This window comes from Campylobacter novaezeelandiae, from assembly GCF_004323845.1.
Lineage (GTDB): Bacteria > Campylobacterota > Campylobacteria > Campylobacterales > Campylobacteraceae > Campylobacter_D > Campylobacter_D novaezeelandiae.
Genome location: NZ_QPGR01000002.1, coordinates 78,505 through 99,924 on the forward strand (window position 1 = coordinate 78,505; position 21,420 = coordinate 99,924).

23 protein-coding genes and 1 other RNA gene are annotated in these 21,420 nt (G+C 28.0%); 16 read left to right on the top strand and 8 right to left on the bottom strand.

Annotation, left to right across the window (positions count from 1 at the left end):
- The first annotated feature begins 72 nt into the window (after positions 1-72).
- The 10 genes from aroQ to mnmA are packed head-to-tail and all read left to right on the top strand — an operon-like array spanning position 73 to position 7,829.
- Entirely contained in the window at positions 73-552 is a 480-nt protein-coding gene (aroQ, locus tag DU473_RS01720) for a type II 3-dehydroquinate dehydratase (RefSeq protein WP_131163987.1), read from the top strand.
- Positions 539-1,012: a 2-amino-4-hydroxy-6-hydroxymethyldihydropteridine diphosphokinase gene (gene folK, locus DU473_RS01725; protein ID WP_131163986.1), complete on the top strand. Its 474-nt coding sequence runs from the start codon at positions 539-541 to the stop codon at positions 1,010-1,012. The genes aroQ and folK overlap by 14 nt, the downstream gene beginning before the upstream one ends.
- Positions 1,013-1,024: 12 nt before the next feature.
- Positions 1,025-2,395, top strand: coding sequence for a flagellar biosynthesis GTPase FlhF (gene flhF, locus DU473_RS01730; RefSeq protein ID WP_131163985.1), 1,371 nt, complete (start codon positions 1,025-1,027; stop codon positions 2,393-2,395).
- The gene (gene flhG, locus DU473_RS01735) at positions 2,388-3,254 is read left to right on the top strand and encodes a flagella biosynthesis ATPase FlhG (protein WP_131163984.1); all 867 of its coding nucleotides are present in this window, start codon (positions 2,388-2,390) and stop codon (positions 3,252-3,254) included. The genes flhF and flhG overlap by 8 nt, the downstream gene beginning before the upstream one ends.
- Before the next feature lie 12 nt (positions 3,255-3,266).
- Positions 3,267-3,623: a hypothetical protein gene (locus DU473_RS01740; protein ID WP_131163983.1), complete on the top strand. Its 357-nt coding sequence runs from the start codon at positions 3,267-3,269 to the stop codon at positions 3,621-3,623.
- Positions 3,604-4,296, top strand: coding sequence for an RNA polymerase sigma factor FliA (locus DU473_RS01745; protein WP_187347518.1), 693 nt, complete (start codon positions 3,604-3,606; stop codon positions 4,294-4,296). The genes DU473_RS01740 and DU473_RS01745 overlap by 20 nt, the downstream gene beginning before the upstream one ends.
- On the top strand, positions 4,296-5,381 hold the full coding sequence (gene fliM / locus DU473_RS01750; RefSeq protein ID WP_131163981.1) for a flagellar motor switch protein FliM: 1,086 nt from the start codon (positions 4,296-4,298) through the stop codon (positions 5,379-5,381). Before DU473_RS01745 ends, fliM begins: the two co-directional genes overlap by 1 nt.
- Positions 5,378-6,214, top strand: coding sequence for a flagellar motor switch protein FliY (fliY, locus tag DU473_RS01755; RefSeq protein ID WP_131165617.1), 837 nt, complete (start codon positions 5,378-5,380; stop codon positions 6,212-6,214). Before fliM ends, fliY begins: the two co-directional genes overlap by 4 nt.
- Positions 6,211-6,816, top strand: a complete 606-nt coding sequence (locus tag DU473_RS01760; protein WP_131163979.1) for an LOG family protein — start codon at positions 6,211-6,213, stop codon at positions 6,814-6,816. Before fliY ends, DU473_RS01760 begins: the two co-directional genes overlap by 4 nt.
- Positions 6,813-7,829, top strand: a complete 1,017-nt coding sequence (gene mnmA, locus DU473_RS01765; protein ID WP_131163978.1) for a tRNA 2-thiouridine(34) synthase MnmA — start codon at positions 6,813-6,815, stop codon at positions 7,827-7,829. The genes DU473_RS01760 and mnmA overlap by 4 nt, the downstream gene beginning before the upstream one ends.
- Before the next feature lie 231 nt (positions 7,830-8,060).
- Here the strand turns inward: mnmA and DU473_RS01770 are convergent, their stop codons facing one another.
- Genes DU473_RS01770 through exbB form a run of 3 tightly spaced genes read right to left on the bottom strand, consistent with a single transcriptional unit; the run spans position 8,061 to position 9,550 of the window.
- Positions 8,061-8,738, bottom strand: coding sequence for an energy transducer TonB (locus DU473_RS01770; protein ID WP_131163977.1), 678 nt, complete (start codon positions 8,736-8,738; stop codon positions 8,061-8,063).
- Positions 8,731-9,123: a TonB system transport protein ExbD gene (gene exbD, locus DU473_RS01775; protein ID WP_131163976.1), complete on the bottom strand. Its 393-nt coding sequence runs from the start codon at positions 9,121-9,123 to the stop codon at positions 8,731-8,733. Before exbD ends, DU473_RS01770 begins: the two co-directional genes overlap by 8 nt.
- Complete coding sequence (gene exbB, locus DU473_RS01780; RefSeq protein ID WP_131163975.1) at positions 9,116-9,550, bottom strand: TonB-system energizer ExbB; 435 nt, start codon at positions 9,548-9,550, stop codon at positions 9,116-9,118. Before exbB ends, exbD begins: the two co-directional genes overlap by 8 nt.
- 148 nt (positions 9,551-9,698) lie before the next feature.
- On the opposite strand from exbB, the gene DU473_RS01785 reads away from it, so the two are divergent.
- The gene (locus DU473_RS01785) at positions 9,699-10,115 is read left to right on the top strand and encodes a PepSY-like domain-containing protein (protein ID WP_131163974.1); all 417 of its coding nucleotides are present in this window, start codon (positions 9,699-9,701) and stop codon (positions 10,113-10,115) included.
- Between the two features lie 38 nt (positions 10,116-10,153).
- Here DU473_RS01785 and DU473_RS01790 read toward each other — a convergent pair whose 3' ends face one another.
- From DU473_RS01790 to typA, 3 genes are all read right to left on the bottom strand, one after another.
- Positions 10,154-11,188 carry a c-type cytochrome gene (locus DU473_RS01790; protein WP_131163973.1) on the bottom strand — a complete coding sequence of 345 codons (1,035 nt, stop codon included), beginning with the start codon at positions 11,186-11,188 and terminating at the stop codon, positions 10,154-10,156.
- 67 nt (positions 11,189-11,255) lie between these two features.
- On the bottom strand, positions 11,256-11,897 hold the full coding sequence (locus DU473_RS01795; RefSeq protein WP_131163972.1) for a poly(A) polymerase: 642 nt from the start codon (positions 11,895-11,897) through the stop codon (positions 11,256-11,258).
- Between the two features lie 84 nt (positions 11,898-11,981).
- Positions 11,982-13,790 carry a translational GTPase TypA gene (typA, locus tag DU473_RS01800; RefSeq protein ID WP_131163971.1) on the bottom strand — a complete coding sequence of 603 codons (1,809 nt, stop codon included), beginning with the start codon at positions 13,788-13,790 and terminating at the stop codon, positions 11,982-11,984.
- A gap of 131 nt (positions 13,791-13,921) precedes the next feature.
- On the opposite strand from typA, the gene DU473_RS01805 reads away from it, so the two are divergent.
- From DU473_RS01805 to DU473_RS01820, 4 genes are read left to right on the top strand one after another with little or no spacing between them, the layout of a single operon-like run.
- Positions 13,922-14,245, top strand: a complete 324-nt coding sequence (locus DU473_RS01805; protein ID WP_131186431.1) for a hypothetical protein — start codon at positions 13,922-13,924, stop codon at positions 14,243-14,245.
- A gap of 8 nt (positions 14,246-14,253) precedes the next feature.
- Positions 14,254-16,041, top strand: coding sequence for a flagellar hook-length control protein FliK (locus DU473_RS01810; RefSeq protein WP_131186432.1), 1,788 nt, complete (start codon positions 14,254-14,256; stop codon positions 16,039-16,041).
- 53 nt (positions 16,042-16,094) lie between these two features.
- On the top strand, positions 16,095-17,015 hold the full coding sequence (locus DU473_RS01815; RefSeq protein WP_131163968.1) for a flagellar basal body rod modification protein: 921 nt from the start codon (positions 16,095-16,097) through the stop codon (positions 17,013-17,015).
- A gap of 3 nt (positions 17,016-17,018) precedes the next feature.
- Positions 17,019-18,656: a flagellar hook protein FlgE gene (locus DU473_RS01820; RefSeq protein WP_131163967.1), complete on the top strand. Its 1,638-nt coding sequence runs from the start codon at positions 17,019-17,021 to the stop codon at positions 18,654-18,656.
- Positions 18,657-18,666: 10 nt separating this feature from the next.
- Here DU473_RS01820 and DU473_RS01825 read toward each other — a convergent pair whose 3' ends face one another.
- Together DU473_RS01825 and DU473_RS01830 are read right to left on the bottom strand one after the other, a co-directional pair.
- Positions 18,667-20,460 carry a flagellar assembly protein A gene (locus DU473_RS01825; RefSeq protein ID WP_131163966.1) on the bottom strand — a complete coding sequence of 598 codons (1,794 nt, stop codon included), beginning with the start codon at positions 20,458-20,460 and terminating at the stop codon, positions 18,667-18,669.
- Positions 20,435-21,142, bottom strand: a complete 708-nt coding sequence (locus DU473_RS01830) for a bacteriohemerythrin (RefSeq protein WP_131186433.1) — start codon at positions 21,140-21,142, stop codon at positions 20,435-20,437. The genes DU473_RS01825 and DU473_RS01830 overlap by 26 nt, the downstream gene beginning before the upstream one ends.
- Before the next feature lie 177 nt (positions 21,143-21,319).
- On the opposite strand from DU473_RS01830, the gene ffs reads away from it, so the two are divergent.
- Positions 21,320-21,417, top strand: an RNA gene (gene ffs, locus DU473_RS01835) — signal recognition particle sRNA small type.
- The last annotated feature ends 3 nt before the right edge of the window (positions 21,418-21,420 follow it).

The following is a 21,420-nucleotide window of genomic DNA, read 5'->3' on the forward strand; positions in this document are numbered from 1 at the left end:
ATAATTGTAACAAAAATTTATTTTAAAATGTTATAATATTAAATTAAAGAATTAATTTTTAAGGTTTAGACTATGAAAATAATGGTAATTCAAGGACCAAATATCAATATGTTAGGTCTTAGAGAAGTTGGAATTTATGGCTTAATGAAAATGGATGAAATTCATGAGCAAATGAAAATTGCCGCATCTGGAAATAATGTTGAACTTGATTTTTTTCAAAGCAATTTTGAAGGAGAAATTGTAGATAAAATTCAAGAATGCTTAGGTGTATTTGATGGCATTATTATAAATGCTGGGGCATACTCTCACACATCAATTGCAATCAGAGATGCAATAGCTGGAGTAGGTTTACCAACTATAGAAGTTCATATTTCTAATATTTATCGTAGAGAAGAATTTAGACAAAAAAGTCTTTTAAGTCCTGTTTGCTCTGGAAGTATAGTAGGCTTTGGACCTTTTGGATATCATCTTGCTTTAATGGGTGTTTTACAAATTTGTGATCAAATTCAAAAAATTAAAGAGCAACAAAATCAACAAAATGCTAAAAATTAATGGAGCAATACGCTTTGAAACAAGTCGTTTTTTTCCTTATTGCAATAAAGGGGTAATTAAACAGAAATATTATGCTTTTATAGGTCTTGGAAGTAATATAGAGCCAGAAAAAAAACGTTTTGATATTTTTTTTAGAAAACTTCTAGATGATAAAAGAATCAAGATTTTAGCTACTTCCCCCTTTTTAATCAATAAGGCATTTGGATTTACAGAACAAAAAGATTTTACTAATGCTGTAATGATCATTGCAACCAATTTGCATGCAAGAGCACTTTTAAAAATTTTACTTTATTATGAGTTAAAATTTAAACGAAAGAGAACTTTTAAAAATGCTCCAAGAACTTTAGATCTTGATCTTTTGTATTTTTCAAAAAAAGTAAGAAAAGATTCTTGGTGTGAAGTTCCACATATTGGAGTTAAAGATAGAATAAGTGTAATTTTGCCTATAGGCTTATTATAAAGGAAAAAATTAATGGGACAACTTATCCATACCTTTACTGTAGAAGATACCGAAGAGATTATACCGAAAGTTAAACAAGACTATGGAGATAAAGCTTTAATTATAACCAATAAACAAATCAGACCAAAAACCATTAACCGTAAAGGAATTTATGAAGTAATGGTAGCCATAGAAGAATCAGACTATGAAGAACATCTTAAAAAGATGGGAAAAACTCTGCCAAATAAACAAACCAAACAAGCTAACTCTTATCAAAAAATAGAACAATCAAAAATTTCAAAAAACTTAGAAGATGAAGATGTTGTTTTAGACTTTTCATCTAATCTTAAAACACCTCCTTTAAAAGAAAAACTTCCAAGAAATAATCTTGAGAATATAAAAGAAAAATTATCAGAAGTTAGTAGCGAAATTTCAAAAGTAACTAACACGCCATTGCCAAACTATGAGCCAACTCCAAACTATAATAAAAAAATAGAATCTTTTGAAAAACAGATTAATAAGCTTAATGATAAAATGAATTTGCTTGTTGATATGATGTGGGATGATAAAGCTGAAGCTAGAAAAAATCTTGTTATACCGCCAGAATTTGCGAGTATTTATAAACAAGCCAAAGAAAGCGGTATGAAAGAAGAGCATTTAGAAGCCATAATGAAAGCAACTATTGAAAATATGCCAACAGCTATGAAAACCAATAAAGAAGCTGTGCAAAAATATTTTTATTCGCTTTTACGCAGTATTTTGCCTTGCCGCGTAGAAAGTGAAATTAAAAAGCAAAAAATTATGATGTTAGTAGGCCCAACAGGAGTTGGAAAAACTACCACTTTAGCAAAACTTGCTTTTCGCTATGCTTACGGAGATAAACGCTATAAAACTGGAATTATTACTTTAGATACCTATAGAATTGGTGCTGTGGAGCAATTATTTCAATATGCAAAAATGATGAAATTGCCTATCATTGATAGTATAGAACCAAAAGATTTAGATGAAGCTATTAAAAGTTTAAATAATTGTGAAGTAATCTTAGTCGATACCATAGGAAATTCTCAATATGACCAAAACAAACTTGCAAAAACCAAAGAATTTTTATCTCATTCTAATGCACAAATTGATGTAAATTTAGTAATTTCAGCTAATACCAAGCATGAGGATTTGGTCGAAATTTATAAAAATTTTTCTTTCTTAAATATTGATACGCTTATTATTACTAAATTTGATGAAACAAAAGTTTTTGGTAATATTTTTTCTTTAATTTATGAAACAAACATTCCTCTTAGTTTTTTCTCTATAGGTCAAGAAGTTCCTGATGATTTAGAGGTTGCAAATAGCGACTTTTTGGTGCGTTGCATTTTAGAAGGTTTTAACAAAGGAAAAGCAAGTGAATAATCAAGCTAATAAATTAAAAAATCTAATGAATGAAAATAAAAATAAAAAATCTAAAAATACACATTTTATTTCCATCACAAGCGGAAAAGGTGGGGTGGGCAAAAGCACTATAAGTGCTAATTTAGCAAATGTTTTAGCCTCCAATAACTATAAAGTAGGACTTTTTGATGCGGATATAGGCTTAGCAAATTTAGATGTAATTTTAAATATACGCATACAAAAAAATCTTTTACATGTCTTAAAAGGTGAATGCTCTTTAGAAGATATTTTAATAGAAGTAAAACCAAATTTATGGCTCATACCAGGAGAAAGCGGAGATGAGATATTAAAATACAATGATAAAAATATCTATGAAAGATTTTTAAATCAAGCAAGTATTTTAGATGAGCTTGATTTTTTGATTATTGATACAGGAGCGGGTATTGGAGGAAATATTTTAAATTTCTTGGAAATGTCAGATGAAGTTATAATCGTTACTGTTCCTGATCCAGCAGCAATTACTGATGCTTACGCGACTATTAAAACTACTTCTAAAACTAAAGAAAATTTATTAATGATTTTCAATATGGTCAAAAATGAAAATGAAGGATTAAAAGTTTTTGAAAATATTAAAAAAGTCGCCGATGCAAATATAAAAAATCCTCTAAAATTAGAATTTTTAGGATTTTTAGCAAGCAGTAAAGATGTAAGCTCAAGCATTAAAAAAAGAACCTTATTTACTGATGATAATACAAGCTCTAGCGATGAACTTAAAGCTCTTGCTTCAAAACTTTTATATAGATTGGAACAAAAAGTGCTTAATAATGTTTCAAATAGAAGTTTTTCGAATTTCTTTAGAAAAATTATAGAAAGATTTTAAAAAAGAGAAAATATGAGAGCTGAAAATTACGTAGCATTTTTTACTGTTTGCGGTTTCTTTATAGGACTTTCATTTAGCGTTATTAGTGTAGATGAAGCTTTTGATATTATTTTGTTTACATGCTTTATTACTTTTGCTTTTTATATTTTTGCACATATTGCTATAATGAATTTTATAGATATCAAAAAAATTAGTGGTCGTATTTTTAATAAAAATGATTATGAAAAAACTAGTAATAATATTATTAATGATTTAATCATTCGTGAGAAAAAAATGGATATAATTTTGGAGAAGCTTAATCAAGAAAGAGAAAGTCTTAAAAAGAATGACCCAAAAGAAAGAAACAAAAATGCTAAAAAAGCCGCCTAAAGCCTATGAACAAATGATCAAAAAAGAACAAGATGATCTTGTTGTAGCTTATATGCCCGCTTTGCGTGCTATGGCTTTTAAACTTAAAGAAAAACTCCCTTCAAGCATAGATGTTAATGATTTAATTAGCACTGGTGTTGAAGAAATGATTAAACTCTCGCGCAGATACGATAAAGAACAAAATGATAATTTTTGGGGTTTTGCAAGAAAAAGAGTTAATGGATCCATGCTTGATTATTTAAGAAGCTTAGATGTAATGAGTCGTAATAACAGAAAAATTATTAAAAGTATTGATAATCTCATAGATGAATATTATCAAGAATACGAAAGCGAACCTGATGATGAGTATTTGGCTAAAAAACTAGACCTTGATATAGAAAAAGTCAGAGAAGTAAGAACAGCTCATGCAATAAGCTATACTCTTCCTTTAGATGAACAAATAGAGCTTTATAATGAAGATAATACTTTAGAAAAAATTGAAAAAGATGAGCTTTTAGAAAAAATTAATGAAATTCTAGAAGATTTAAAAGAACGTGATCAACTCATCATTCAGCTTTATTATTATGAAGAACTTAATCTTAAAGAAATAAGCGAAATTTTACAAATAAGCGAAAGCAGAATTTCTCAAATTCACAAAAAACTTCTTAAAAAAATAAGAGAAAGGCTTTCTTAATGGCTGAAATACTTTCTCAAGAAGAAATTGATGCTTTACTTGAAGTTGTAGATGATAACACAGATACGCCAGTATCCTCCAACAATAAAGACGATAAAGAAGAAAGAAATATAGTCGTTTACGACTTTAAAAGACCTAATAGGGTTTCTAAAGAACAATTAAGAACCATTAAAGGTATCCACGACAAACTCGCAAGAAATCTTGCCTCTCAAATTTCATCTATGATGAGAAGCATAGTAGAAACTAAACTGCATTCAGTTGATCAAATGACTTATGGTGAATTTTTAATGTCTTTACCAAGTCCTACAAGCTTTAATGTTTTTTCCATTAAACCTTTAGATGGTAACTGTGTTTTAGAAATTAACCCAAGTATCGCCTTTCCAATGATCGATAGGCTTTTAGGAGGTCAGGGTGATAGCTATGAGGCCTCGCGCGAACTCACAGATATAGAACTTAATTTATTGGATTCTATTTTGCGTATTATTATGCAAAGACTCAAAGAAAGTTGGGCAAGTGTTACTGAAATTTATCCTAGTATTGAAGCAAAGGAATCAAGTCCGAATGTAGTCCAAATAGTTTCTCAAAACGAAATCGTCATTATGGTTGTAATGGAAATTATCATAGGAAATTCAAGCGGCATGGTAAACATTTGCTATCCGGTTGTACATTTAGAATCTATTCTTTCTCGCTTAGCAAATCGTGATATAATGATGGGAGAAACCTCAGCTAAAAAATCTCGTAATAAAGAACTAAAAACTCTCATTGGTCGTGCCGAAGTTGTTTACGAGGCTATTTTAGGAAAGACTTTAATTAGTGTGCATGAATTTTTAGAGCTTAATCAAGGAGATATTTTACGCCTTGATAGAGAAGCTGATGATAAAGCCATAGTTTGTATTGATAAAAAAGAAGTTTTTTTAGCACAAATTGGCTTACATCGTTTTAGAAAATCGATTAAAATCTTAGAACTTATTAGAACCGACAAAGACGAAATTAAAGAAATTCTTGAAAAATATGAAGAAGAAAGAAAAGCAAAAGCCAACGTTTATGATCAAGAAGAAACTCAAGAGGAGGAGGATGAAATATGATTAATGAATTTTTAAAGCTATTTACAAATGAATGTATAAGCACAATAGAAGGCTTAACAGGTAAAAGTGCTGAATTTAGTGAATATAAAGAATTTGATATTTCAACCCAAGATACGCTAAAGCCTCCTTTGGTTTATGTAGATTTTAATATAAATCCAACAGGTAAAATAGGAATTTTAGCTAGTGCTGTTTTAATGAGTGCTATTGGTGAATGGATGATGGGAGAAGAAGAAATTACCAAAAATGATCAACTTGGTGATGACGAAATGGATGCAGCTAAAGAAGCGATACAAAATATTATTTCTGCTTTTTCTACAAGTTTAGGAGCCCAAAAAGAAATTCCTAAAATAGAATTTAATTTTAACTCTTGCAAATTTAGCTCTGAGCAACCCGAGCTTAAAGATTTTATTAAAATTTATCTTTATGATGTAAAAATAGAAGATTTAAATGAACAAATTTCTTTAGTAATGGATAAAAATTTTTATAATTTACTTACACAAAAAGAAGATGACAATACCAGCAATAATAGCGATGCTAAAGATAATGATAAAAAAATTGCATTAAGCGAAGAGCTTAGAAATATAAATCTTATTATGGATGTAAGGCTTCCTGTTCGTGTGCGTATAGGAAATAAAAAAATGCTTTTAAAAGATGTTTTAACCATGGATATAGGTTCTGTTGTAGAGCTTAATCAATTAGCCAATGATCCCTTAGAAATTTTAATTGGAGAAAAAAGAATTGCTTATGGAGAAGTTGTTATAGTTGATGGGAATTTTGGAGTTCAAGTAACTGAAATTGGAAGCAAAAAAGAAAGATTAGAACAACTTAAATGAAAAATGTAAAACTTGATATAGAAAAATTTGAAAATATCCCTGATTTTCCAAAAGCTGTTACTTTTTTTGGTTCAGCAAGATTAAAAGAGGATAGCATTTATTATAAAAAAGCCAAAGAGTTAGCAAAAAAATGTGTTGAAAATGATTTTTGCGTTATCAGTGGCGGAGGTGGGGGAATTATGAAAGCAGCAAATGAAGGTGCTTTTAAAAATAAAAATAATAAAACTTCCATACAATCTGTAGGTTTTAATATTTTTTTACCCTTTGAACAAAAACTTAATGATTTTATAGAGTATAATATCACTTTTAAGAGCTTAGCCATACGCAAAATGGCTCTTATTCAAAAGAGTCTAGCTTTTGTGATCTTCCCAGGCGGCTTTGGAACTTTAGATGAGTTATGTGAAATTATCACACTAAAACAACTTAAATTTAAAGAAAATGTTCCTATTATTTTATTTGGGAAAGATTTTTGGCATAGCTTTGATGAATTCGTCAGAAATTCTTTGCTTGAATATAATCTTATCACAAAAGGAGATGAGTTAAAGTATAAAATCACTGACGACTTAGATTTTATCATTCAAACTTTAAAGGAACAATTATGAAAATTCTAGTCGCAATGAGCGGAGGAGTTGATAGCTCAGTAACTGCCTATAAACTTAAAAATTTAGGTCATGAAGTTATAGGATGCTATATGAAACTTCACGGAAAACCAAATTATCATGAAGAAAATATAAAAAAAGTTCAAAAAGTAGCAGATTTTTTACAAATCCCTTATCATATTTTAGACTTACAAGAAGATTTTAAAAATAAAGTATATATGCCTTTTGTTAATACCTATAAAGAAGGAAAAACTCCTAATCCTTGTGCTTTATGTAATCGTTTTATCAAACTTGGAAAACTTTTAGAATTTGCTAAAAGTTTAGGCTGTGAAAAACTTGCCACAGGACATTATGCAAGACTTGAAAATGGATATATCAAAGTAGCTTTTGATGAAAGCAAAGATCAGAGTTATTTTTTGGCAAATGCCGATAAAGAAGCTTTAAAATACCTTATTTTTCCACTTGGAGAGATGAAAAAAGAAGATGTTAAAGCTTTTGCTTCTACCATAAAAGAATTAAAATCTTTTGCTACTCAAAAAGAAAGTTCAGAAATTTGTTTCGTTGAAGATACTTATATCAAAGTTTTAGATCAATTTATGGATACAAAAATACCAGGAGAAGTTTTAAATAGCGATGGAAAAGTTATAGGAAAACATGAAGGTTATATGCACTATACCATAGGAAAAAGAAGGGGATTTGAAGTGCGTGGAGCACATGAGCCTCATTTTGTTTTAAAAATAAATCCAAAAGAAAATCAAATTGTAGTGGGAACTAAAGAAGAGCTTAAAGTTAATAAATTTAATTTAAAAAATATTAATCTTTTTATAGATGCTAAAGAACTCGACTGTGAAGTAAAAATCCGCTACCGATCTAAATCAACACCTTGTAAAGTAGTTATTAATGATGATAAAAGCGCTAATATCATTTTAAATGAGCCAGTTTATGGTTTAGCAAGCGGTCAAATGGCTGTATTTTATGATAATGATAAAGTTATAGCTAGTGGTTTCATAGAATAAGTTTATATTTTGTAATTATCTTAAACAAATAGATAATTACAATCATCATTTGAAAATATTTTTAAACTACCTATGACAAAACATATATTTTGGACTGTATTTTATATTTTTTAACAAAGCAATAAAAAAGCTACGAACTAGATTAAATGATTTCCTTCTTGCAAGAAATGAAAAATTTAACAAAATAAAACTAAGCAAAAAAAATAAACTCTAATCACGATCATAAAATGATCAATTTTTAAGTTGATAATTAATTGGTATTAAAATCTTAATATTTTTACTATATTTTGGGAAATTTTTAGACGCTAACTGTATAGTTTTTAAAGCACTTTCGTCTAATAATTTATATCCTGAACTTTGCATAATTTTTAAATACTCTAATTTTCCCTCCTGTTTCCATAAAAACTCAATTAAAACTATACCCATCATACGCATTTTAATTGCTTGTCTTGGATAAACCAAAGAATCTTGTATAGCCTTTTTAATTTCTTGTAAAAAAGGATGATTATCGCCAAAATTTATACTTTCTGTTTCTGTTTTTTGATTTACAGCTTGATTGGAATTTAAATTATTAAATTCTTTAGATTTAACAACTTCATTAGATTTGTGTAATTTTTCGTTTACAATAGGCTTTTTTTTGTATTTTTTTATTTTTTGGGTTTTGATTACTTTTTCTTTTATAGGTAAAATTGGCAAAATTGGAACATTTTGTTTTTCTTGTTTTATGGTATTATCTTGAGATGGACTAGAAATAGCAAACTGTTTCATTGAGAGAGAAAATGCCTCTTGACTCTTAAATTCTATTTTAAACAAAGTAACACTAGAAAATAAAAAAAATAATAAAGGCAAAAAAAATAAAAAAGAAATATAAAAAGCTTGAAATTTATGATTTTTTAATATATTAGTCATTTTTTTTCTCAGTTAAAATTTGAAAATTTTCGTGCTTTTTAGCTTTTAATAAATCAATAACTTTTACAAAGCTTTCAAATTTTGAATCTTTATCGCTTTTTAGCTCCACTATAGTTTTAGGATTTAAATTATCAATAGTATGTTTAAGCTCATCTAAGCTTATCTTTTTATCATCGACATAAAAAATATTTTGTGCATCAATACTAATAGAAATTTTTTCTTCTTTTTCACTCATATTTATACTGCTTTGACTTGATGGGAGATTAATTTTTATACTTCCTTGCGCTATAAAAGTAGAAATACTTAAAATTATAGCAAGTAAAACAAGCATAATATCAATAAAAGGGACTATATTTAACCCTTCATTTTTTGGAAGCTTAATCATCTTTATTCTCATTAGAAATTCTAAAAGAATTGCTAAGAAGCGATACTTTGCGCAATAAAGCATTATAAGCAATTAAAACAGGAATAGCCACTAAAAGTCCTAAAGCTGTTGCTTTAAGCGCTAATGAAAGTCCTATAACTATGGATTTTACATCTATATTACCAGCCAAACCCATTTCATAAAAGGTTATCATTATACCTATAACAGTTCCTAAAAGTCCTATATAAGGGGCATTAGAATAAATAATATAAAGTGTTGTCAAATTTTCACTTATTGCATCATCAAATTTTTCTTGATTTTTATAATCTTTAAAATTAAGTTTTTTAAAAAACAATATTCTTTCTACGACACACCAAAATGCTATAAAAGCCATAAAACCTAAAACTACAAAAATAATTAAATCTATATAATTTTTTAAAAATTCCATAAAAAACTCCAAATGTAGTTTACGATTATATTAAAAGAACTCTGAATTTAAAATTAATATCTATTATCAAATTTATTTAAAAAATTTTTATACTCACTTCACAATTTATTATTACAATTCATTTAAATTAATTTTTAAGGAGTTTAATATGAAAAAAATATTTTTTGCAATTTTAGCTTTTGCAGCATTACTTTACGCTGATATGGTTGTTTCAGTTGATTCTTTACCTCAAAATGCTCAAAAATTTATCCAAACTTATTTTAAAGGAACTCAAATAGCTCTTGTAAAAAAAGATATTGACTCTTTTGATGTTACTTTAAATGATGGTACAGAAATTGATTTTATCATAAATGGAGAATGGAAAGAAATTGATGGCAATTATAAAGCTATACCAACTGGATTTTTACCTACTAATTTAATTTCTAAAGTTCAAGCTTCTCAAGCAAATGCACAAATTATAGAAGTAAGCAAAGAAATTAACGGTTATAAATTTAAATTTAATAATAATATGAAAGTTTATACAGATATAAATGGAAATATTTTAGGACAAAAATTTGATGATTAAAATAAAGCTTGTTTTTTAAACAAGCTTTTCAATCCAAATCATTCTCCTGGAAAGTAGTTTGGATTCTTCCAAGGTCCATATTTAACTTTTATATATTCTTTTGGATCTAAATTCTGCTGTGGTGATGCAAAATATTCTGGTTTTAAAGAAGGGGATTTACTATAAGCAGTATCAAGCCCTGCGCGATTTTCAGTTGTTACAATTGGCATTCTTACAAAACCTGTATTCACATAAGCTGCAATATCAAGCGCATCATCATCACTTAAAATAGGATTATCATAGCTTGCGCCATAAGGCATAGCCGACTTTAAAAATCTTGCTAAAAAAGGTATCATAGACATATGTCCTCCATCAGGATAAATGAGCAACGACGGATAAAGATGACCTCCACCTTGTGCATAGTTTTCATTTTTAATCCCTAATCCATTTTCGCCATGACAAGCCATACAATTTTCTTCAAAAAGTTTTTTTCCACGCACAGGATTGGCTGGGCGATTAGGAAATTTCATTTTAGCAAAAAAATCTCCCTCAAGTCTTACCCCATCTTTAATTCCATAAGCTTTTTTAAGCCATTTAAAATAAGCTAAAATTGCTTTCATTTCTTTAGAATCATCAGGGAATTTATGAGAATCTGTTCCGCCCATACCACGAATCCTATCCTCTAAAGAAATAATCTTCATTGTTTCTATATCAAGCTTTGGATAATTATTTATAACATTTAAAAAAGGAATAACATATTTTTTAGTGCCAGGCAAACCATTATTATCATCCATATGGCAAGCTATACAATTAACCTCATTATTAGTCATTTTAAGCTTCCCTTTAGGTCCTAATGTACTTTCTGTTTTGCTTAAAAGTTGTATGCCATAACGAATTAATTTTCCCTCTTCTCCTTTTGGCACATCATCAATGCTTAAATTTTTAATTGGCCATTGTTGTATAGGTCTTTTAGAAAATTCTTCAAAATACTTAACACCTTGCTTGTCGTTAAGCTCTTCTCCAATATTATAATCTTTAAAATTTTTAGCATTAGCCAAACAAATCAACACAAAAATTAAAAATATTTTTTTCATTACTAAAACTCCTTTTATAACATTAGAACCATTTTAGCAAATTAAAAGTTTAATTAAAAACAAAAAATTAATTTAAAAATTTATTTTTAATTATTTGTAGATTTTTTTCCAAATTTTTTAAATTATGTTCTACAGTTTGTTTAAAATCAATAAAAAACGGACTTGTTAAAGTAGAAATTAAATAGTTCTTTTCTTTTCCAAAACAGAACTCAACACTAAAAAATTTATCCTGCAATTTAGTATAAATTTTTTCTTCATTATCAAAATAAGTTTTCTCATTTATTTTTAAAAATTCAATTAAAATACCACAAAAATAACGCTTCCTTTCATCTATAAATTGCAAATCATAAATAATAAAATCTTTAAATTCGAAAGTATTAAAGCTCTTAAATTCGCTTAATGTTTCGCTTAAACCCAAAGCTTCAAATTCTTTTTGATTAATTCCAGTTTGTTTGAATTTTGCTTTAAAACGATATAAAAATGATCTTAGGATATTAATTTCTAGTTCTTTTTGACTTTTTTTAAGTTTTCTACTTGCAAAACGAAAGAAAAAAATTCCGGCAAAAATAGCCAAAATTAAAGCTATAAGCAAATCTTTAGTAAAAACAAAAGCTAAAAATCCAACAAGAAAAGCCTCTATAATGCTTAAAAATTTTAAAATAGCCAAACGCTTTATAATAAAAACTCTTTGATTTTCCAAATCCTGCATTCGCTATCCTAAATTTAAAACTATGATGATAAACTTTTTTAGAAAAATTTCAAATTTAAAATTTTATAAAAGCAAAATCTAATTTTAAGATTTTGCTTTTTCCATTCTTTTTCTTTGAGTTGGATCAAGATAACGTTTACGCACACGAATATTTTGCGGGGTAACCTCAACAAGCTCATCTTCTTCTATCCACTCTAAAGCCCTTTCTAGACTTAATTTTCTAGGAGGTACAAGCTTGATAGCATCATCGCTTCCACTTGCTCTAACATTGGTAAGATTTTTCCCTTTAATAGGATTTACATCCAAATCATTAGGACGTGAGTGTTCTCCTATAATCATACCTGTATAAACCTTAGTTTGAGGATCAATAAAAAGCACACCTCTATCTTGTAAATTAAAAAGAGAATACCCTAAAGCAACACCATTTTCCATAGAAATTAATGCTCCATTATTTCGCTTTTCAACTGTACCACCAAAAGGACGAAACTCTAAAAAACTATGATTCATTATTCCTTCGCCCTTGGTATCTGTTAAAAATTGACTCCTAAAACCTATAAGTCCACGTGCTGGAATTTCAAATTCTAATCGCGTTTGTCCATCTCCTGTTGGCACCATAGTTTTCATTTCAGCTTTTCTTTTGCCAAGTTTTTCTATCACAGCCCCGCTAAATTCATCTGGCACGTCTATAACTAAATGTTCAAAAGGCTCTGTTTTAACTCCATTTTCAACCTTTACAATAACTTCGGGCCTTCCCATACAAAACTCAAAACCTTCACGACGCATATTTTCAGCCAAAATAGTGATTTGAAGCTCGCCTCTACCGCTTACTTTAAATTTTCCTTCGCCACTATTTTCATATTTCATGGCAATATTTGTTTTCATTTCAGCTTCTAGACGTTCTGCAATTTTATTCGAGGTAACATGTTTGCCTTCGGTTCCTGCTAATGGGCCATCATTGACAGAAAAAACTATACTCAAAGTTGGCTCTTCTATATGCAAAGGATCAAGAGGCATAGGGTTATTAGGATCTACAATACTATCTCCTACATCTAAAGCTTCAAAACCAGCAATAGCCACTATATCACCACTTTGTGCTTCATCAATATCCATTTTTTCTAAACCCATAAAACCTATAAGTTTTGAAATTCTTCCATTTACTTTAGTTCCATCAGCTTTTGCAAGCATTACACTTTGATTTTTTTTCACACTTCCATTAAAAATTCTTGCAATTCCTATTTTGCCCACAAAATTATCATAGCCTAATGTAAAAACTTGAAGCTGTAAAGGATTTTCATTATTTCCACTTGGAGCAGGAACACGCTCTAAGATTGTTTTAAAAAGGGGTTCCATATTATCACTTGTATCATTTAAATCAAGTTTTGCATAACCATTTTTTGCTGCTGCATAAACTATAGCAAAATCAAGTTGCTCATCATTTGCATCTAAAGCTACAAAAAGATCAAAAATTTCATTGATCACACGCTCAGGATCAGCGGCTGGTTTATCAATTTTATTGATCACTACTATAGGCTTAAGACCTAAAGATAAAGCTTTTTTAACTACAAATTTAGTTTGAGGCATAACTCCTTCTTGCGCATCAACCAAAAGTAAAACCCCATCTATCATTTTTAAAACACGCTCTACTTCTCCACCAAAATCAGCATGACCTGGAGTATCAATAATATTTATCTTAGTTCCCTTATAATTAATAGCAGTATTTTTAGAAAGTATAGTAATACCTCTTTCTTTTTCTATATCATTGCTATCCATCACACGTTCTGAAATTTGCTCTCTATCGCTAAAAGTCCCTGATTGTTTAAGCAATTCATCAACCATTGTAGTTTTACCATGATCAACGTGAGCAATAACTGCAATATTTCTAATATTTTCCAAAATTTTCTCCAAAGCTTCAAAATTTAAAAAATAAAAATTATATATAAAAAATACTTAAAAATTAAAAATTAAAAATTGGAACACTTGTTGCTTTGTTCAATCATGTAAAACCAAAATTGAAGGAAATTAAAATGTCAAAACCATTAAATCAAGAAATTTTAGAAGGATTAAATCCTGAGATTACAATTAAAAAAGATAATACTCTTTTAGAAATTTTAAATCTTTTAGAAATTTTAAAATCAAACACAAATGAAAAAATGGCAAGAATTTCAGGCGAGTTAACAGAATTATTATCTCACAATGAAAATTTTATAAAAATTCAAAAAGCTGATAATTTAAATGAGTTATTACAAATTCTTACAGAAATAAGCAACAAAATGATTAAAGTTCATAATAGCGATTTTCTAAAAGAAAAATTTCCTGTACTTAAAAAAAGTAAATTTTTAAATTATTAAGGATAGTTATGTCAAGCCTAACCTCACAAAATGATATATTAAATTTAAATTCTAGCTCCAATAATTCTAAAACGAATTTTAGCAAAACAGACAAAATAAAAGAAAATAAAAATGCTGAGGTTAAGGATACAAAAAATCAAAAAGAAAGCAACAAAGAAGATACTGAAGATTTTTTAAATTCATTGCTTAATTCTATAGAAGAAACCAATGAATTTTTACCAGATAATATGAAAATCAGTAAAAAAGAAGTTCTTGATGAAGCTTTAAATAAGCTCCAGCAAGGTGCTTTTGATGAAAATGATAAGATAAGTATTTTTGAGTCAGCCTCTTTTATGCAGATTCTTTCTATGCTTGATAAACTAAAAGCTAATTCATCAGATATCAAGCTTGGGAATTTAAGCTCTCAATTAATACAAACTGTTAAAACAGAAGCTAATTTTAATGCTTTAAAAAAAGCAAATAATTTAAGCGAACTGTTAAATATAGCAAAAGATTTAGGCTTAAATGTTAAAAATATAAAAGTGGATCGTTTACTTGATCTAAAGGCCACTTTTCCAAATTTAGATAAAGCAGATTTTTTTAAAAATTCTATTGACAATGTTTTTAAAGAAATTATTCATAATAAAATAACTCATCTTATTAAAAATAAAGAAAGCAACACTAGCACCAACACAAAATCACCCTTAGTGCAAAACAAACTCAAAGAAAAAAATACAAATTCTTTGCTTTCTGAAACTCTAAAAAACCTTGATCTTTTAATTAAAGATAAAAAAGAAAGCAAAAAAAGCAATGAACAAGATTTAAATGAAACCATAAAAACAAAAATTAAAGACATTAAAAATGATATTTTACAAAATCAAGAAACTAAAAAAGAAAACATAAAAGAAGAATTAAAAAATACTAAAACCGAAATCAAACAAGAAAAAACTGAGTCTTCTTTAAAAGATATTAAAACTGAAGCTGATAAAAATTTAGATAATAAAATTAAAGACATCCAAAAAAAAGAACAAATTCTTAAACAAGAAGAAATAATAAAACAAGAAAAAATAGTAAAAAATGATAACCTCAATAAGAATGAAACTATAAAAAATTCCCAAATCATTAGTTCAAATCAAAAAGAATTAAATATTAATCAAAAAGATCTTAAACAAGAAAATCACAAAGATTTAAAACAAGTCAGTCTTGATCAAAAAATCAATCCAGAAAATATAACAGATAAAATTTCAAAAGAGTTAAATAAAAACAATAATTCTACTTTTGATAATAATCAAAATAAAGATTTAAACCAAAATTCAAATAATCAAAATAAAGAAGAAAAATCTATAGAAAAAAATTCTGAAGATTTAAATTCTTTGATTAAAGAATTAAGCAAAATCAATCACAATCAAATCAGAAATGCTACAAATGCAAAAGAAACCTTACAATATTTTTCACAAGATTTAAAAGAAGCTGTAGAACAGTATAAAGCTCCTATTACAAAAATTAGCATCACCCTAAATCCGTCTAATTTAGGAGAAGTTGAAGTAACCTTAGTTCAAAGAGGAAACAATTTACACATTAATTTTAATTCTAATACCAATGCTATGAATCTTTTTATCCAAAATCAGGCGGAGTTTAAAAATTCTCTTGTCAATATGGGATTTACAGGACTTGAAATGAATTTTAGCGATCAAGGAAAAAAAGATCAAAATCAAAATCAAGGAAAAAATCGTAGTGGTTATGGTTTTAAAGATGCTTTAGATAGTCAAAATGAGGAAAAAATTAATCTAGAGCTTGTTTTAGCAAAATATTTCTAAATTGGAATGGTTTTTGCTTTTAATTAAAAAATACTTAATATAAAAAGGATTTTATGATGTCAACAACAACTTGGAATAGCAATCTTAATTGGACAAATACCGCTAATACTAGCACAACTAATAAAACAACCAAAACCGATAGTTCATCTAGCTCTAGTAATAGCTCTGGTATAGTCAGCAACCCAAATGCTACCTTGGATAAAGATGCATTCTTAAAACTTCTTTTAATAGAACTCCAACATCAAGATCCAACTGATCCTATGGATAGCGATAAAATGCTTACTCAAACTTCCCAACTTGCTGCACTAGAAATGCAACAAAATACTAATAACACTATGCAGCAAATGGTTAAGACTATGCAACTACTTTCAAATTCTATGAGCACTGGTATGAGTATCTCTGCTGTAGGTGCTATAGGAAAAATGGCCACAGTTAATGCAAATACTATTAAATTAACTGGTGCTGATGAAGTTATTGCACTTAAAATGTATTTGCCTGAAGATTCCGATGATAAAGGTATTACTTTAGAAGTTTATGATAAAAATAACAAATTAGTATTTTCAGAAAAAAGCAATGAGGGAAAAGAAGTTTCAAAAGGACTTTTTACTTTAGAATGGCCAGGTAGAAATAATGATGGGGTTTATGCCGGAGATGGAGAGTATACCGTTAAAGTGGTTTATAATAATAAAAATGGAGAGAAAATCACAGCAAATTATGGTTCATATCCTATAGAAGCTATTAAATTTATAGATGGAATTGCTTATGCTAAAATGGGGGGTCAATACGTTAAATTTGATGATATTGCCGAAATTGCAGAATATAAAACTTCAAGCGGAAGTTCTCAAACACCAAGTGAGCCAGACGAAAATCCTGAAGAACCAGATGAGCCAAGTAAGCCAGACGAAAATCCTGAAGAATCTGTAGATTCTGATTTTTCAAAACCAGAAAGTTTTTATAGCACGTGGAGACATTAAGCCATGATGAACTCATTTTATAATGGAATTTCTGGAGTAAAGTCAAATAGTTTTGGTATAGATATTTCAGCTAATAATATAGCCAATGTTAATACCATAGGCTTTAAAAACTCAAACGCTGAATTTAAAGATGTATTTTATAATACTATTACATCTCAATCTACAAACCCAGGACAAGGCGGGTATGGCTCAACTTCAGCTTCTTCAAAATTAGATTTTTCTCAAGGCTCTCCTGTCGCAAGTGAAGGAGAATTTGATGTGGCACTACAAGGAAAAGGTTTTTTTGGGGTTTTAGGATCAGATGGAGGGGCTTATTATACAAGGAATGGATCTTTTAGAAGAGATGCTAATGGATACCTTGTGGATTCTTATGGAAACTATGTTTTAGGAACAATGAATCCTGCCTTTACAGGCATTAACTATAGCGACAGAGTTGCTGGACTTATGGGGGATTATCTTGATACAGGAACTCCTGTAAATAATGGCTTTACAATTGGATCAAATGATTCTTTTACTTTAGGAACAACAACCTCCCAAGGAGCTATTAAAGTTCCTGTAAATATGTATCTGCCTCCTCAAGTAACTCAAAATGTAAAATGGAGCGGAAGCTTAAATACCAATACAACAACAGAAGTAGTTAAAATAGATCTTGATCCTAGTAAATTTAATATTACAAAAACTGAAGATGGAAAATACATAGTTAGCGGAAGTGTTAGCAAAGAAGATGTATATAGTGCTAAAGCAGGTGATAGAATTATTTTAAATTTTACAGATGATAATGGAGTTAAGACAAGTTTTGAAGCAACTTTAGATGAAAATTTAAATTTTAAAAGTAATGAACTTGATTTAAAAGGTTTAGATGAAAATAGCATCAAACTTGATACGGCGCAAATTTCAACAGAACAGCAAAAAGCCAATAAAGATATCCTAGAATCTCCTATATACAATGCAGATGGAAGCAAAAGCACTTTAAGGGTTACACTCGAAAGAGTTCTACCACAAGAAGGCGATAATATACAATATAAAGCTATTGCACAAATTTATGATTCTAATGGAAATGCAGTAGGTAATCCAACTGAAGGAAATATGGTTTTTGATAAAAACGGGGCTTTGCTTCAAAACAATATCACAAGCATTGCAAATCCAAATGGTGGAACTATTAATATAGATCTAGGAACCCCATATGATCCTAATAAACCAGGTTCAGGTTATAGTGGAATTTACATTAAACAAGGGACAGAAAAAGATATACTTACACAGCAAGATGGCGTAGCTGAAGGATTTTTTGAGAAATATAGCATATCAGATGATGGAAGTATAGTTGCACAATTTAGCAATGGTAAAAATGGTATTGTTGGAAAACTTGCTCTTTATAACTTCATAAACGAACAAGGTTTAGCAGCAATAGGAGATAATATTTTTGCAGCTACAGCAAACAGTGGGGATCCTACTTTTATAATGAAAGATGGAAAATTAGTCAATACTGCTAAATTTAAAGGTGGATATCTAGAACAGTCTAACGTGGATTTAAGTGTAGAACTTTCAAACCTTATTGTAATGCAAAAAGCTTTTGATGCAAGTTCAAAAAGTATTACAACAAGTGATCAAATGATTCAAAAAGCTATAAATATGAAAAGATAATTTTATCTTTTCATTGTTTTAAATAGTCAAAAACAGAACTAAATTCTTTTAATTCAATTTCGCTATATTTTTCACATTCTTTTATAGTTGGGTTTTGATTTTGAAAACTTATACTTAAATTACTTGATACTAAATTATATTTATGTTCATCTTTGTTTATATTAAAACAAATAAAATTTCCAATATCTATTTTAGCATTTGTGCAAATATGTATTTTTACTCCATCCATTTTTTCATTAAGTTTATCAATCTTAGAACTAATTTCAAATTTTAAATTTATCAATTCTTTATACTGCTCAATCAAAAAATTATATTTATTTAACTTTTCGCTATAAGCGCTTAAAAGAAGTTTGCATTTTTTAGCATTAATAAAATTAGTTTGTTCACTCAATAAATATTTATAAGTTTTTTCTAAATTCAAAAGAACTATTTTTAAAGAATGTTCTAGTTTTACACTTAAATCTTTAAAATTAAATAATTCTTTATTTGATTTTTCAATATCACTATATTCAAAATAAATTTTATTATTATCTTTCATACAATTTTCAACAATAAGCTTTTTTCTAGGATAAATTTTATTACCCTTTAAACAATCTTTAATAAAAATATTATCAGCTTCTATAATTGCACCAGAACATTTTTCTATATAAACATCCTTAGCCTTAACATGTCCTTGCTCTAAATTTTTAATATAAACACAATCTGCTTGCAAAAATCCCTTATGGATATTTATAAAAACATCACTTCCATAAATTTGTGATTTTGCATGTGTAGCACCTTGGATAATTATTGTTTTACCATGCAATTGTGTATATCCAACATTGCCATTTATTTTTACTTTAGAAGTTTGAATATTTACTATACCTGATTTAACAGCATCATCTATTGAATTATTAACAATTTCGACACAAACATCTTCATCTAAGTCTGTTTTGATTGTTCCTGTCGTCTTAAGTCCAACCTGAGAAACTTTTAATGTATTTGAAATTCCATAACCTTCATTATCTTGAAACAAAAATCCATATTTTGCACTGTAGTATTTTATCCTATCATTGAAATTGATCTCATATATACTTTGATCTTTAAGTTTAAAAGGGTTATTTAAAAATTTAATTTCTTTTGGAAGTATGGGCTTTCCTTGTAAATTCTTTCCTTTTTTGCCTTCTATTTTTAAAACATATTCAAAAAGCAACTCATCTTTTTGAACAGGTCTGCAATAATCCTTCTCATCATAAGTATGATCTAGCTTATCATCTAAATGTCTATGAAATTTTACCTCATCAATTTTTCCTTCTTGAGTATCAACCCCTCGACTTATAATAATTTCATATTCTTTATCTTTAAAACCTTGTTTTATGGCTTGGACAATATTATTAATATTATTGTCTAAATTTCTATCCAATCTTATAATAAGAATTTTATATTTTACCATACCTTTAAAAAGTTCTTGAAAAATATCATTTTTAAGCTCGGTATAATAGCTTAAATTGCTAGAAACCACCAAACTTGCTTTTAAACAAAGTAAATTTTTATCACTTTTAAAAGAAAATTTAAACAATTTTGAATTTTTTGGAACCATTTCTATCAAAAATTCCTGAGTTATATCTTGAAAGCCATCTAAAAAGAATTCATCAGAATAAAATAAATTTAAATCTTCTTCTTGATAAGTTTTCTTTTTCCTAGTTTTAAAATTTGTACAAATTGTATTATAGTTTAATATCTTAAAATCTAACTCTTGAGACGTTTTGTTTTGTTCTTGTTTTAAAGACTCGTAGGGATTAAAAGTTTTTATTAATTTTGACATTTCCAAACCTTTTTTTAAAATATTCAAATGTTTCTTCTTTGTTTGTAATTTTCTCTTTTAGACATAACACTTCTTTACAAGAAGGGCATCTAAAATACCTTTTTTCCTTTAAAAGCTCTTCATGAATACTTTGTGGCACTCTATGAATTTTCAAATCACAATTGCAAATATAAAAAAATTGATATTCTTTTTCTATGTCTTGATTTGCAATCATTTTTTTTAAATTAATATACTGCTCCAAAGTATAATGACTTTCTCCAGTATAAATTAACCTTGTTAAATAATTGTTTATTAAAATATCCTCAGTACAAACATGATTTAAAATCCAACTTTTTGTTAATATAGATAATTGCTCTATAACACTTGATATATCAATATCATTTACCAATAACAAATTTTTTGTTTTATTTGTCAGCTCTTTATGAACTCTTCTATGCTCTTCTAAAAAGGGAAAATTTATTTTTTCCATAAATTCTTCTTCATTCTTAAAATGAAATTTAATATAATTAAATAATTTAAAAATGATGCTTTTAAAATTATCCCTATCCTCTTTTTCAAAGTTATTTTGAACCTTTTTAACAAAATCATCTATTTCATCAACTATCTTAAAAAGTTCTTGATGTTGTTTATCTAAACTTTTTTCATTAATGGAATACTCACTACACCAAACAATACCAGCCATAGCTATCCTTTTTTCTAATTTTTATGACGTTAACAAAAAATAAATAAAAATAAAATAAAAAAATTCCTTTTTTAAAAAATTACACGGGGGGGGGGGTTACAAAAATACGCATTTAGCATTTAAAACTTTTAATATTTAAAACTTTTTAAGACTAATATGATATAATAACTACGCCTTTTTTCAGACCTGTGCAATATTTTATTTAAACATCGCTTCAGGGTAGGAATACAGCAGAGCACTTAAATTTTATATGTGCCGCAGCCATCTGGGAAAAGGTT

Bases quoted from the DNA above. Each gene is read 5' to 3' on its own strand.
- DU473_RS01830 (WP_131186433.1), bottom strand. From the start codon at position 21,142: ATGGCTGGTATTGTTTGGTGTAGTGAGTATTCCATTAATGAAAAAAGT.
- DU473_RS01745 (WP_187347518.1), top strand. From the start codon at position 3,604: ATGCTAAAAAAGCCGCCTAAAGCCTATGAACAAATGATCAAAAAAGAA.
- DU473_RS01810 (WP_131186432.1), top strand. From the start codon at position 14,254: ATGTCAAGCCTAACCTCACAAAATGATATATTAAATTTAAATTCTAGC.
- fliY (WP_131165617.1), top strand. From the start codon at position 5,378: ATGATTAATGAATTTTTAAAGCTATTTACAAATGAATGTATAAGCACA.
- folK (WP_131163986.1), top strand. From the start codon at position 539: ATGCTAAAAATTAATGGAGCAATACGCTTTGAAACAAGTCGTTTTTTT.
- DU473_RS01740 (WP_131163983.1), top strand. From the start codon at position 3,267: ATGAGAGCTGAAAATTACGTAGCATTTTTTACTGTTTGCGGTTTCTTT.
- flhF (WP_131163985.1), top strand. From the start codon at position 1,025: ATGGGACAACTTATCCATACCTTTACTGTAGAAGATACCGAAGAGATT.
- mnmA (WP_131163978.1), top strand. From the start codon at position 6,813: ATGAAAATTCTAGTCGCAATGAGCGGAGGAGTTGATAGCTCAGTAACT.
- DU473_RS01785 (WP_131163974.1), top strand. From the start codon at position 9,699: ATGAAAAAAATATTTTTTGCAATTTTAGCTTTTGCAGCATTACTTTAC.
- DU473_RS01770 (WP_131163977.1), bottom strand. From the start codon at position 8,738: ATGACTAATATATTAAAAAATCATAAATTTCAAGCTTTTTATATTTCT.
- exbD (WP_131163976.1), bottom strand. From the start codon at position 9,123: ATGATTAAGCTTCCAAAAAATGAAGGGTTAAATATAGTCCCTTTTATT.
- exbB (WP_131163975.1), bottom strand. From the start codon at position 9,550: ATGGAATTTTTAAAAAATTATATAGATTTAATTATTTTTGTAGTTTTA.
- DU473_RS01795 (WP_131163972.1), bottom strand. From the start codon at position 11,897: ATGCAGGATTTGGAAAATCAAAGAGTTTTTATTATAAAGCGTTTGGCT.
- DU473_RS01790 (WP_131163973.1), bottom strand. From the start codon at position 11,188: ATGAAAAAAATATTTTTAATTTTTGTGTTGATTTGTTTGGCTAATGCT.
- DU473_RS01805 (WP_131186431.1), top strand. From the start codon at position 13,922: ATGTCAAAACCATTAAATCAAGAAATTTTAGAAGGATTAAATCCTGAG.
- DU473_RS01815 (WP_131163968.1), top strand. From the start codon at position 16,095: ATGATGTCAACAACAACTTGGAATAGCAATCTTAATTGGACAAATACC.
- DU473_RS01825 (WP_131163966.1), bottom strand. From the start codon at position 20,460: ATGTCAAAATTAATAAAAACTTTTAATCCCTACGAGTCTTTAAAACAA.
- aroQ (WP_131163987.1), top strand. From the start codon at position 73: ATGAAAATAATGGTAATTCAAGGACCAAATATCAATATGTTAGGTCTT.
- DU473_RS01820 (WP_131163967.1), top strand. From the start codon at position 17,019: ATGATGAACTCATTTTATAATGGAATTTCTGGAGTAAAGTCAAATAGT.
- DU473_RS01760 (WP_131163979.1), top strand. From the start codon at position 6,211: ATGAAAAATGTAAAACTTGATATAGAAAAATTTGAAAATATCCCTGAT.
- fliM (WP_131163981.1), top strand. From the start codon at position 4,296: ATGGCTGAAATACTTTCTCAAGAAGAAATTGATGCTTTACTTGAAGTT.